10 protein-coding genes are annotated in these 12,169 nt (G+C 65.9%); 7 read left to right on the top strand and 3 right to left on the bottom strand.

Annotation, left to right across the window (positions count from 1 at the left end; genetic code table 11):
- Positions 1 to 19: 19 nt before the first annotated feature.
- From PMI14_RS25465 to PMI14_RS25455, 3 genes are all read right to left on the bottom strand, one after another.
- Positions 20 to 1,342, bottom strand: coding sequence for a hemolysin family protein (locus tag PMI14_RS25465; protein WP_007858800.1), 1,323 nt, complete (start codon positions 1,340 to 1,342; stop codon positions 20 to 22).
- A 127-nt stretch (positions 1,343 to 1,469) separates the two neighbouring features.
- Positions 1,470 to 2,306 (bottom strand): hypothetical protein, encoded by an 837-nt coding sequence (locus tag PMI14_RS25460; protein ID WP_007858798.1) that lies wholly within the window; start codon positions 2,304 to 2,306, stop codon positions 1,470 to 1,472.
- An 83-nt stretch (positions 2,307 to 2,389) separates the two neighbouring features.
- Entirely contained in the window at positions 2,390 to 3,910 is a 1,521-nt protein-coding gene (locus PMI14_RS25455; protein WP_007858796.1) for a helicase HerA-like C-terminal domain-containing protein, read from the bottom strand.
- Between the two features lie 68 nt (positions 3,911 to 3,978).
- Between PMI14_RS25455 and PMI14_RS35085 the strand changes: the two genes are divergently transcribed.
- The 7 genes from PMI14_RS35085 to PMI14_RS25420 all read left to right on the top strand — a co-directional run bounded on the left by PMI14_RS35085 (position 3,979) and on the right by PMI14_RS25420 (position 12,159).
- Complete coding sequence (locus tag PMI14_RS35085) at positions 3,979 to 6,630, top strand: PDZ domain-containing protein (protein ID WP_007858794.1); 2,652 nt, start codon at positions 3,979 to 3,981, stop codon at positions 6,628 to 6,630.
- A gap of 42 nt (positions 6,631 to 6,672) precedes the next feature.
- A complete protein-coding gene (locus PMI14_RS25445; RefSeq protein ID WP_007858792.1) occupies positions 6,673 to 7,392 on the top strand; it encodes a YebC/PmpR family DNA-binding transcriptional regulator in 720 nt (239 codons plus the stop codon).
- An 81-nt stretch (positions 7,393 to 7,473) separates the two neighbouring features.
- Entirely contained in the window at positions 7,474 to 8,754 is a 1,281-nt protein-coding gene (purD, locus tag PMI14_RS25440; RefSeq protein WP_035205688.1) for a phosphoribosylamine--glycine ligase, read from the top strand.
- A 205-nt stretch (positions 8,755 to 8,959) separates the two neighbouring features.
- Positions 8,960 to 9,919 (top strand): oxygen-dependent coproporphyrinogen oxidase, encoded by a 960-nt coding sequence (hemF, locus tag PMI14_RS25435; protein WP_035205684.1) that lies wholly within the window; start codon positions 8,960 to 8,962, stop codon positions 9,917 to 9,919.
- Between the two features lie 182 nt (positions 9,920 to 10,101).
- Positions 10,102 to 10,926 carry a ribosome silencing factor gene (gene rsfS / locus PMI14_RS25430; RefSeq protein ID WP_007858786.1) on the top strand — a complete coding sequence of 275 codons (825 nt, stop codon included), beginning with the start codon at positions 10,102 to 10,104 and terminating at the stop codon, positions 10,924 to 10,926.
- A gap of 59 nt (positions 10,927 to 10,985) precedes the next feature.
- Positions 10,986 to 11,453 carry a 23S rRNA (pseudouridine(1915)-N(3))-methyltransferase RlmH gene (gene rlmH, locus PMI14_RS25425; protein WP_007858784.1) on the top strand — a complete coding sequence of 156 codons (468 nt, stop codon included), beginning with the start codon at positions 10,986 to 10,988 and terminating at the stop codon, positions 11,451 to 11,453.
- A 91-nt stretch (positions 11,454 to 11,544) separates the two neighbouring features.
- Positions 11,545 to 12,159 carry a nucleoside triphosphate pyrophosphatase gene (locus PMI14_RS25420; RefSeq protein ID WP_007858781.1) on the top strand — a complete coding sequence of 205 codons (615 nt, stop codon included), beginning with the start codon at positions 11,545 to 11,547 and terminating at the stop codon, positions 12,157 to 12,159.
- The last annotated feature ends 10 nt before the right edge of the window (positions 12,160 to 12,169 follow it).

Here is a 12,169-nt window from a genome sequence, read left to right as displayed (position 1 = left end):
TGGGGCAGGGCGGGGAGGCTCAGCCGTCGGTTGTTTCCGTCGCGTCAGCAATCTCGGGCACGGGCAGGCGGCTGGCCAGGATCTTGTCGATGGTCTTGCCGTCCATGTCCACCACCTCGAGCTTCCAGCCCTCCCACTCCACGGTGTCGGTCACCTTGGGCAGGCGGCCGGTCAGCAGCATGATCATGCCGGAGAGGGTGTGGTAGCGGCCGCGCTCTTCCTCGGGCACGGCGTCCAGGTTCAGCCGGTCCTTGAGTTCGGGCACGGGGATGTGGCCGTCCAGCAGCCAGCTGCCGTCCTCGCGCTGCAGCGCCCACGAGGTCTCGGGGTCGCGCGGCTGGAATTCGCCGGTGATCGCCTCGATCAGGTCCTGCAGCGTGACGATGCCCTGCACCTCGCCGTACTCGTCGATCACGAAGGCCATGTGCACGTCCGACAGGCGGAAGTTGTCGAGCAGCTCCATGCCGGTGATGGTCTCGGGCACGTACAGCGCCGTCTGCAGCGGCTGGTCGGAGAGGCTGTGCGCCTTGTCGCGGATGGTGCGCGAGAGCCACTGGCGCGCATTGAGCACACCGCGGATGTTGTCCATGCCGCCGCGCACCACCGGGAAGCGGGCGTGGTCCGATTCCTCGATGCGCTTGAGGTTCTCCTCGAACGTGAGGTCCAGGTCCAGGCAGACCACGTCGCCGCGCGGCACCATCAGCGAGCCGATCTGCCGGTCGTCCAGGCGGAACACGTTGCGCACCATGGTGTGCTCGTGCGATTCGATCACGCCGGCGGTCGTGCCTTCGACCAGCATGGCGTGGATCTCTTCCTCGGTCACCGGGCTGCCGCTGGTTTCCTTCACGCCCAACAGGCGCAGCAGCGTGCGCGTGGAGGTGGACAGCAGGATGACGAAGGGCTTGGTCGCCACCGCCAGGAAGTTGATGGGGCGCGAGACCAGGCGTGCAAAGGTTTCGGGGTGCGACTGGCCGATGCGCTTGGGCACGAGTTCGCCCACGACGATGGAGAAGTAGGTGATCAGCACCACCACCAGGCCCGTGGCGGCGTAACCACCATAGGGGGCGGGCACGCCCAGCGCCGCCAGCCAGGCGGCCAGGGGAGCCGCCAGGGCGGCTTCGCCCACGATACCGTTGAGCACGCCGATCGACGTGATGCCGATCTGGATGGTGGAGAGAAAGCGGGTGGGGTCTTCGCCCAGCTTCACGGCGGCGGCGGCGCCGCTATCGCCCTCATCAATCAGCTTTTGCAGCCGTGCCCTGCGTGCAGTGACCAGAGCGATCTCTGACATGGCGAACAGCCCGTTCAAAAGGATGAGGGCGAACAGTATTGCGATTTCCATAGACAGGGAGCAGAGGGCTCCCTTGGAGTTGAGAAGCTGTCCATTGTAGGGTTGTGGTTATTGCCGTGGTCCCAAACGGCTATTGGGGCGCATCTCCCGTCAGTTGCCGGTCAGAACCAGCGTGCCTTCAGTCGCCCCCGCCGCCGCCGCAACCCCCGCCTCCGCAACTGCCCCCATCGCTCCCGCCATCGCTGGAGCTGTCACTGCTGCTACTGCTGCTGGAGTGGTCGGCGCCGCCGAAGTCACTCGAGCTGCCGCTGTGGCTACCGTCGGAGAAGCTAGTGCCGCAGTAGGTGCCGCTGCTGTCGCCCCCGGCTGCGTTCTTGGCCAGGATGCTGCTGCAGTCGGGCAGGTAGGTAAAGCCGCCGGCAATCGCCATCTTGGCGTCCAGTGCAAACAGCAGGGGCAGCCGGCTCGGGGCCTTGGGGTTGATGGCCTCGTCCTTGCAGGCCCAGAACCAGGCGCGGCGCAGGCCGTCGTTGTTCCTGGCCTTGGCGCCCAGGGCTTCGGCAGGTGTGTGGTGCAGGAAGAAGCCCAGCGCGTTGTGGCACCAGGTCTTGTAGGCCTGGGTGTGCAGGATGAATTCGTGCCACAGCGCATCCACCGCCTTCGACGGCATGGCCACGAACTGCTTGCGGCTGCGCATGCAGGCCATGAAGAACTGGCGCAGCCCGCGCTCCACGAGCTCGCAGTCCTTCTGGGACAGGTGCGGGTAGGTTTCGCGCAGCTTGCGCTTGAGGTAGGCGGGCAGGCGCGCCTCGCGGATATAGCGCTCGCGCACTGTGCGTGTCCATTGCACCACGATGGCGGTGACCACCACCGTGCACACCAGGTAGGCGGCCCAGCGCCAGTTGGGCCGCAGCAGCCCCGCAAAGGCCGCCACGCCGGCCAGTACCCACACTGCAATCGCCAGTTGCACCACGTTGCCGCCGTAGCGCACCAGCAGCCTGTCGATCTTGCCCATCGGTTTCCCCCTTTGTTGTATGTCTGTTTTCCGGGGTTGTACCTCTTTTTCGCGGGGCTGATGTGACTATTTTTAGACTGCGCTCACCGCTTGCGTCCGCCAAAGACGCTGCCCAGCACGCCGCGCAGGATTTCCTTGCCCAGCGTGGTGCCCATGGTGCGCACGGCGGACTTGGCCATGGTCTGCGCCAGCCCATCGCGCTTGCCGCCGCGCGGTCCGGTGGAGCCAAAGAGCACGTCGTTGAGGCCGCCGAGCAGGCCCCCGCCTTCCTCGGCCGGTGCCGCCACGGTGCCGCCCTTGCCGGTGGGGGCCTGGGCCGTGCCTGCGTCGGCCGTGCGGCCCTTGAGCTTTTCATAGGCCGATTCGCGGTCCACCACTTTCTCGTACACGCCCGCCACCAGCGAGCCGGCCATCAGCGCCTGGCGCTGCTGCGGCGTGATGGGGCCGAGCTGGCTGCCCGGCGGCAGCACGAACACGCGCTCCGTCACGCTGGGTCGGCCCTTGGCGTCGAGAAAGCTGATCAGCGCCTCGCCCACCGCCAGCTCGGTGATGGCGGTCTCGATATCCAGGCCCGGCTTTTGCCGCATGGTGGTGGCCGTGGCCTTCACGGCCTTCTGGTCACGCGGGGTGAAGGCGCGCAGCGCATGCTGCACGCGGTTGCCCAGCTGGGCGAGCACGCTGTCGGGGATGTCCAGCGGGTTCTGCGTCACGAAATACACGCCCACGCCCTTGGAGCGCACCAGGCGCACCACCAGCTCGATGCGCTCGACCAGCACCTTGGGCGCCTCGTTGAACAACAGGTGGGCCTCGTCGAAGAAGAACACCAGCTTGGGCTGCTCGGGGTCGCCGATCTCGGGCAACTGCTCGAACAGCTCGGACAGCATCCACAAGAGGAAAGTCGCGTACAGGCGCGGCGAATTCATGAGCTTGTCGGCCGCCAGGATGTTGATTACGCCGTGGCCGTCCACCGTCTGCATGAAGTCCTGGATGTTGAGCATGGGCTCGCCGAAGAACTGCGTGCCGCCCTGCTGCTCGATCTGCAGCAGCCCGCGCTGGATGGCGCCAACGCTGGCGGCGCTGACATTGCCGTACTCGGTCGTGAATTCCTTGCTGTTGTCACCCACATACTGCAGCATGGCGCGCAGGTCCTTGAGGTCCAGCAGCAGCATGCCGTTGTCGTCGGCGATCTTGAACACCAGGTTGAGCACGCCCAATTGCGTCTCATTGAGGTTGAGCATGCGCCCGAGCAGCAGCGGCCCCATGTCCGACACCGTGGCACGCACCGGGTGGCCCTGCTCGCCGAACACGTCCCACAGCGTGGTCGGGCAGGCCAGCGGGGCGGGCAGCTCCAGGCCACGCTCCTTGAGTGTGGCGGCCAGCTTGTCACCGATCTTGCCGGGCTGGCTGGCGCCCGTGAGGTCGCCCTTGACGTCGGCCATGAACACCGGCACGCCGATGCGCGAGAAGTTCTCGGCCAGCGTCTGCAGCGTCACCGTCTTGCCGGTGCCGGTGGCCCCGGTGATCAGTCCGTGGCGGTTGGCAAGGCTTGGGAGCAGGTGGCATTCGGTGGTGCCGTGCTTGGCAATCAGGAGTGGTTCGGCCATGGTCGGTTCCCGCATCGTTGTATGTACTGATTCGATAGCATAGAGGACAAAAGAGGGAGAGTTGCTCGATGGTGATCTGCAAGCGGAGATGGGGAGGGCTTTTTCATGCCGTGCGGCAAAAATGGGCGGGCATGCTCGTCGCGAGTGCCTGCCTTGCCGCCGGTGTGGCCGCAGCAGGCCAGCCGGGGCACCAGGGTCCGCGCCTGGACAGCATTGCCTATGTAGTATCAAACCCCGAGATTGTCTTTGCCGCAGGGGGTGGAGTTTTCAAGTCGACCGATGGCGGGGTCTCGTGGGTGGGGTTGAAGACGCCCCTGGAGGTCGCAGGCGTGGTGACTGATCCGCACAACCCCGGGCGGGTCGTCGTCGTGCCGCGTAGCTCTTCTCCGGGACCTGGCGACTATCTGGAGTCCCTCGATGGGGGCGAGACATGGTCACACAAGCGCATCGTGCCAAGGTCGCGGGAGGGCGAGGGCCTGTCTTATCCCAGGTTGCTCATGCACCCATCTTCGCCTGGTGTGTGGCTTGCCTATGGAACGGGAAAGCTGTGGACCACGCGGAACGCGGGGGTATCGTGGGAAGCTGGCCCCGATCTGGGTCTTGCGCGGTCAAGGGTCAATCTGACCGCCACGCGGGAGGCGTTCTATGTGCATTCATCAACGCAGGTCTGGCGATCGGAGGATGGCAAGGACTGGCAGTCGACAGGATTTCCAGAAGGCCAGGAGCTGCGGGCCATAGAGGCCCTGTCGGGAGACCGCGTGGCCGTTGCATCCCGCCAAGGCTGGTGGCTGAGGTCCGCGGCGGGCACTTGGGGGCACGGGCCTTCGTCACCCAAGGGGCATTCCAGCGACTTGTTGCCCGGCGAGCAGCCAAGTCCCTACCCGCATGCCATGGGCAGCCATTGCAGGCCCGCCCAGTCGCCTGCCGACGCTGCGTACCTGCTCGCGAGCTGCTCGGTAGGTGGCTATCTGCCGATTCCGTCCAGTTCCCAGTTGCAGAGCTCCGATTCCGGGGTGAGTTGGTCGCGTATCGGCGGGGAGGGGCTGCCCTCTCGCTGGTATCCACAGGTGATCGCACCGCATCCGCATGATTCCGGAATCTTGCTCATGGTCTGGGCATCGGGCCGTATCTTTCGCTCCCATGACCATGGGGCGACGTGGACGGCTTCCGATGCAGGGTTGGCTATTCCGCGCTCCGTGGAATACATGGACCACGGCTCGCTCCCCGTATTTCCTTTGCTGGAGTACCCGCGTGAGACCCCGCTCAACAAGGCCGTCATTGCCGACGACCTGGCTGCCGTTCGGCAACTTGCCAGGGCTGGCGTCGATCTGAACGAGCGCGGGCCTGCAGGGCTTTCGGCGGTGGAATGGGCGCTCATGCTCGGAGCGCATGTGGACAGGCCCAGGCGAGGGGATGCGATGTACTGGGCGCTGCGCGGGCTGGGCGCCGTGGTGCCGTCCCAGAAGTATGCCGACGCCGAATTCATGTGGAGCGCCGTGGATCATGGCCAATTCGGCAGTGTCATGGAGGAGTTGCTGCGGTCCGGTTGGCAGCTGACCACGAAACTTGCGGGAGGCGACAGTACTTTTTTGGGCGACCGGGCGCGACGTCGTTGCCACGATGCGGGGGAGGGCTCGAGACCCCAACCCTGCGTTTCCACGTTGGCAGGGCGACCCCTGGAATCATGGGTGGATCTGCATCTGTCCCAGGCGCAGCCCGGAAACAGTGCGCAGCTTGCCATTGACTTGGCAGCACTGGGGCAATTGGGTTTGACCGAGCGTGTGCTCTCCTTTGATGCCGGCCGCTACCGCAGCACGCAGGAGGTGGTGCAGTTGCTGGAGGCGCTTCCTGACCAGGCCCCCGGGTTGCGCAGCCAGGTCTTTGGCGGATACCAGGGGCGTCTCGATTCCCTGAGCGGTGGTGGCGCCATTTACGACGCACTGAAGATCGACCGTATGGCGACGGATTGGCTGCTGGACATATTGCCAGCAGACCGCAGTCCCATCACCGCGGAAAATGCAGCCTTGCTCATCCAGGCCTTGCTGGGGCCACTTCGTCGGCCCGACTGGGTCCGGTCGGTTGTTCGTGGCAAGCGAGGCCCGCGGATTGACGAACAGGGTTGGCAGCAGATTTCAGACGCGCTGGTGCTCGGTTGCGAGCCAGGCTTGCTGGTCAGTGCCATGCGTGCTGGCGTGCAGCTGAAAGCGTCACGGGGTGGTGGTTTCCTGCAAAGTTCGGTTCGGGCCGCCGTGGATTTCTGTGATGACAAGGAGGCGTCTGTCCGCAATGCGCACCTGGAGGTGTTGCACCGTGCCGGACTGCGGCTTGCAGAAAACGAAATCTGGGCTCTGGACGTCGCGGAAATGGCTGAGCTTCACCGATCCACCCTATGGCCTTACTACAAACGGAGTGTTGCGAATGTGGCTGGGGTTGGTGTGACCCTCGACCAAGCGCGATCTGGGGAGCCGCCAAGGATTGCGGGAACAGTTGCCGGTTTTCCAGCTTCAAGGGTTGGTATCCGTTCAGGGGATCTGCTCGTAGCTGTCAATGGTGTGGAGACGCAGGGCAAATCCATGGGCGAGATGGTTCTGCTCCTTCGTGGGAAACCGGGAACCAAAGTGGCGTTGACGGTGCAGCGGCCCGGTGCAGGGCGCAGCATTCTTCATCTCCGCCGGAAATCCCTGCTGTCCGTGTCCCAACCAGCTTCCGGCGAAAAGTAAAATCACCCCCGACAGACTCCATCAATACAAAAAGGACTTCCCGTGGCAGGACACAGTAAATGGGCGAATATCCAGCACCGCAAAGGGCGGCAGGATGAAAAACGCGGCAAGATCTGGACCCGCATCATTCGCGAAATCACCGTGGCGGCCCGTGCGGGCGGCGGGGACCTGTCTGCCAACCCCCGCCTGCGCCTGGCGGTGGACAAGGCCAAGGCGGCCAACATGCCGGCCGACCGCATCAAGTACAACATCGACAAGGCCACGGGCAATGCCGAAGGCCTGACCTACGAGGAAATCCGCTACGAAGGCTATGGCATCGGTGGCGTGGCCATCATGATCGACACCATGACCGACAACCGCGTGCGCACGGTCGCCGAAGTGCGCCATGCCTTCAGCAAGCACGGCGGCAGCATGGGCACCGAGGGTTCGGTGGTGTTCCAGTTCAAGCACTGCGGCCAGCTGATCTTCGCGCCCGGTACCGACGAGGACAAGGTCATGGAGGTGGCGCTGGAGGCCGGCGCCGAGGATGTGCTGACCGATGAGGACGGTGCCATCGAGGTGCTGACCGCACCGGCCGACTTCGAGGCCGTGAAGAACGCCCTGGAGGCCGCCGGCCTGGCGCCGGAGGTGTCCGAAGTCACCATGCGCGCCGAAAACACCATCGAGCTGGAGGGTGACGACGCTGTGCGGATGCAAAAATTGCTCGATATCCTGGAAGACCTGGACGATGCCCAGGAGATCTACCACAACGCTGCGCTCTGAGACGCTGCCACGATTGAATTCACAACATTGTCTCTGTAACGGTGCTTTGCACCCCCTGGAGACAGGTTCTAATAGGCCAGTATGAAGGTTCTTGTAATTGGTGGCGGCGGCCGTGAACACGCAATGGCCTGGAAACTGAGCCAGTCTCCCAAGGTCACGAAGGTGTATGTGGCGCCCGGCAACGGGGGCACGGCCTTGAACTCCAAGCTGGAGAACGTGGCCATCACCGACGTGCGCGAGCTGCGCATCTGGGCGCAGGCCGAGAAGATCGCCCTGGCCGTCGTGGGCCCCGAGGCCCCGCTGGCCGCCGGCGTGGTCGATGAATTCCGCGCGCACGGCCTGCGCGTGTTCGGCCCCACGCAGGCGGCCGCGCAGCTCGAAAGCTCCAAGGCCTTCTCCAAGGCCTTCATGCGCCGCCACGGCATCCCCACGGCGGACTACGACACCTTCACCGACCCGGTGGCAGCCCACGCCTTCGTGGACCGCCTGGGCGCACCCATCGTGATCAAGGCCGACGGCCTGGCAGCCGGCAAGGGCGTGGTCGTGGCCATGACGCTGAAAGAGGCGCACGATGCCGTCGATTTCATGCTGGTGGACAACAAGTACGGCGTGACCCACAACGAAGGCGGTGCCCGGGTGGTGATCGAGGCCTTCCTCGAAGGCGAGGAAGCCTCCTTCATCGTGCTGTGCGATGGCAAGAACGTGCTGGCCCTGGCCACCAGCCAGGACCACAAGCGCCTGAAGGACGGCGACGAAGGCCCCAACACCGGTGGCATGGGCGCCTATTCGCCCGCGCCCGTGGTCACGGCCGACGTGCATGCCCGCGCCATGCGCGAGATCATCCTGCCGACCATCCGCGGCATGGAAAAGGACGGCATTCCCTACACCGGCTTCCTGTACGCGGGCCTGATGATCGACGCCAAGGGCCAGCCCAAGACGCTCGAGTTCAACTGCCGCATGGGCGACCCCGAGACCCAGCCCATCCTGATGCGCCTGAAAAGCGACCTGGCCGACGTGCTGGGCGCCGGCGTGGACGGCAAGCTCGACCAGATCGAGCTGCAGTGGGACCGCCGCACCGCGCTGGGCGTGGTGATGGCTGCCCACGGCTACCCCGAGAACCCGCGCAAGGGCGACGTGATCACCGGCCTGCCGGCCGATGCGGACGATGCCGTGGCCTTCCATGCGGGCACGGCCCTCAAGGATGGTGTGGTCAGCGTGACGGGTGGCCGCGTGCTGTGCGTGACGGTGCTGGCCGACAGCGTCAAGCAGGCGCAGCAGCGCGCCTACGATGTGGCGCGGGGCATCCAGTTCGACGGCGCCCAGTACCGCCGCGACATCGGCTTTCGCGCCGTCAAGGCCTAAGAAGGTGTGAACGAACCCGCCATGCCCGATCATGCCGCCAAAACACGCGCGCTCGTCGTTGCAAATGCTCGCCATAGCCCTAGCCCGAGCTATGGCTGTGCTTTGCGCCTAGATCGCACGCGTTTTGGCGGCCTGCTCGGACACGCCGGGTCCCTTCACACCTTCTGAGCGCACACCCATGCATATGACTGCCGGATCTGGGTTGATGCCCACGGATCTCCCTCTGAATGCCGCCGACACGGTGGCGCGGGTGCGCAGCTACCTGCAGGGACTGCAGTTGCGCATCACCGATGCCCTGGAGGCCGTGGAAGGCGAGGGCGGGGCCCGCTTCCTGGCCGATGCCTGGCGCAAGGATCCCGGCGAGACCCTGCAGGGCGATGGCGTGACGCGCATCCTCGAGGGCGGCCGCGTGTTCGAGCGCGCGGGCTGCGGCTTCTCGCATGTGCGCGGGCCGCTGCTGCCGCCATCGGCCACCCAGCACCGGCCCGAGTTGGCGGGTGCACCCTTCGAGGCCATGGGGGTGTCGCTGGTGTTCCATCCGAAGAACCCCTATGTGCCCACGGTGCACATGAACGTGCGCATGATCGCCGCGGGCCACCCCGGCCAGCACCCGACCTGCTGGTTCGGCGGGGGCATGGACCTCACGCCGTACTACGGCTTCGAGGAGGATGCGGTGCATTTCCACCGCAGCTGCCGCGATGCGCTCGCGCCCTTTGGCGACGACAAGTACCCGCGCTTCAAGCAGTGGTGCGACGAATACTTCTTCCTCAAGCACCGCAACGAGCAGCGCGGCGTGGGCGGCGTGTTTTTCGACGACTTCTCGGAACTGGGTTTCGAGCAGAGCCTGGCCATGACGCAGTCGGTGGGCGATGCCTTCCTGGATGCCTACCTGCCCATCGTGCAAAAGCGCCGGGACATGCCCCATGGCGAGCGCGAACGCGACTTTCAGCTCTACCGCCGCGGCCGCTATGTCGAGTTCAACCTGGTGTGGGACCGGGGCACGCATTTCGGCCTGCAATCGGGCGGGCGCACCGAGTCCATCCTGCTGTCCATGCCGCCGCTGGTGTCCTGGTCCTACCAGCGCCAGGAGGGCGCCGGTTCGCCTGAAGCAGCGCTGGCCGAGCGCTTCCTGGTGCGGCGCGACTGGCTTGCGGATACCGTCTGAAACGGCCGCTGTTCGCAAAAAGCTATAATTTCAATAGCTGCCCGCGCTTTTGGCGCCAGCAGCGAAGGGTTCCAACACCCTTTATCGCCTGAGCGCCACCGCGCAACACCCGAGGCCCAGCCCACTGGCTGCACGCCCGGTTGCGCGCTATATTGATTCCATTCCTCATAAATCACCGCCTGATGACCACATCCACCAAATCGGAAACCGCCGCCAAGAAAGACGTCACCAAACTCCAGCGCGCCATCGTCGATGGCTTGGAAGACGTCAAGGCGCAAGACATCCAGGTCTTCAACACCGAGCATCTCTCGCCGCTGTTTGAACGGGTCATCGTGGCATCGGGTACTTCCAACCGCCAGACCAAGGCGCTGGCCGCCAGCGTGCGCGACGCGGTGAAGGAAGCCGGGTTTTCCAAGCCCCGCATCGAAGGCGAAGACAACGGTGAGTGGATCATCGTGGACTGCGGTGCGGCCGTGGCCCACATCATGCAGCCCGCCATACGCCAGTACTACCGCCTGGAAGAACTCTGGGGCGAGGTGCCCGTGCGCATGAAGCTGGGTGCGGCCAAGCCGGCATCCTCGGCAGCCACCGAGCTGGCCGAGAAGAAGTCGGCGCAGAAGGCTGCGAAGTCCGATGCCAAATCGGCCGCCAAGAGTGGTACCTCGGCCCGCCCCGCGGCCAAGAAGGCGGCAGCACCTGCCAAGTCGTTTGCCCGCCCCGCCGCCAAGTCTGCGGCCAAGCCGGCAGCCAAGGCCCCCGCAAAGGCACCGAGCCGCGCCCCGGCGAAGACCGGCACGGCCTCCAAGGCCGCACCGGCCAAGTCCGCCGTGAAGACCAGCCCTGCAGCCAAGAAGCCCGCCGCCACCAAGGCCCCGGTCAAGACCATCGTGGTCAAGCCATCCGTGCCGCGCAGCAAGGCCAATGCCGAGGCCGCCAAGCCCGCTTCGCGCGGTGGTGCACGGCCAGCGGTCAAGGCCCCCGCCAAGAGGGCGCCCGGCCGCAAGTGAGGCGATGGAGGAGGGCTTCGGCCGGTCTCCCGCAACAATCTCCTGGCGCCTGAATTGCCATGAAACTGCTGATCGTGGCCGTGGGCCAGCGCGTGCCCGATTGGGCGCAGACCGCCTACGACGACTATGCCAAGCGCTTCCCGCCCGAGCTCAAGGTCGAGCTCAAGGCGGTGAAGACCGAACCGCGCGGCTCCAAGACGCTGGAGACGCTGTACGCCGCCGAGCGTGAGCGCATCGAGGCCGCCATCCCCCGCGGCACCCGCGTGGTGGCACTCGACGAGCGCGGCACCAACCTCACCACCAAGGCCCTGGCCGAGCGGCTCAAGGGCTGGCAGCTGGGCGGAGACGACGTGGCCCTGGTCATCGGCGGGCCCGACGGCCTCGACCCGGCCTTTCGCCAGGCGGCGCACGAGCGCATCCGCCTGTCCGACCTGACCCTGCCGCACGCCATGGTGCGGGTGCTGCTCATCGAGCAGCTGTACCGCGCCTGGTCGGTGAATGCCGGCCATCCGTACCACCGCGAGTAGCGGCCAGGCGTGATTTGCTGCGCGCCTGCGCTGCAAAGGAGGTAGGCGGGGCCGGATCGATCACTCTTTCTTGGTTATCCTTGATCCCACCATGCCGGACTTCATCTACCTCGCCTCCCAAAGCCCCCGCCGCCGCCAGTTGCTCGACCAGCTGGGCGTGCGCCATGAACTGCTGGTACCCAATGTGGACGGCGACATGGGCGAGGACGCCGAGGCCATCGAGGAAGTGCGCCCCGGCGAGGTGCCGACGGCCTATGTGCAGCGCGTCACCGGCCTCAAGCTCGACGCCGCCATGGCGCGCCGCGCACGCCGGGGCCTGCCCGAGGCGCCCATCCTGTGCTCCGACACCACGGTGGCCCTGGGCCGCGCCATCTACGGCAAGCCCGACGATGCCGCCCACGCCGCGCGCATGCTGGCCGAGCTGGCGGGCCGCACGCACCGCGTGCTCACGGCCGTGGCGCTGCAGATGGGCACGCGCCGCGTGGCGGCGCTGTCGGTGTCGCGCGTGACCTTCGCGGCGCTCACGCCGCAACAGGTCGATGACTACGTGGCCACCGGCGAGCCGCTGGGCAAGGCCGGTGCCTATGGGGTGCAGGGCCGCGCGGCGGCCTTCATTCCCCAGCTGAGCGGCAGCTATTCGGGCATCATGGGCCTGCCCATGTACGAGACGGCGCAGTTATTGCGCGCCGCCGGATTCCCTGTTTGAAGAACAACAA

Source organism: Acidovorax sp. CF316 (genome assembly GCF_000276605.1).
In the GTDB taxonomy this organism is placed as follows: domain Bacteria; phylum Pseudomonadota; class Gammaproteobacteria; order Burkholderiales; family Burkholderiaceae_C; genus Acidovorax.
Note: the sequence above shows the minus strand (reverse complement) of the source record. Positions and strands in the feature narration are given on the sequence as shown.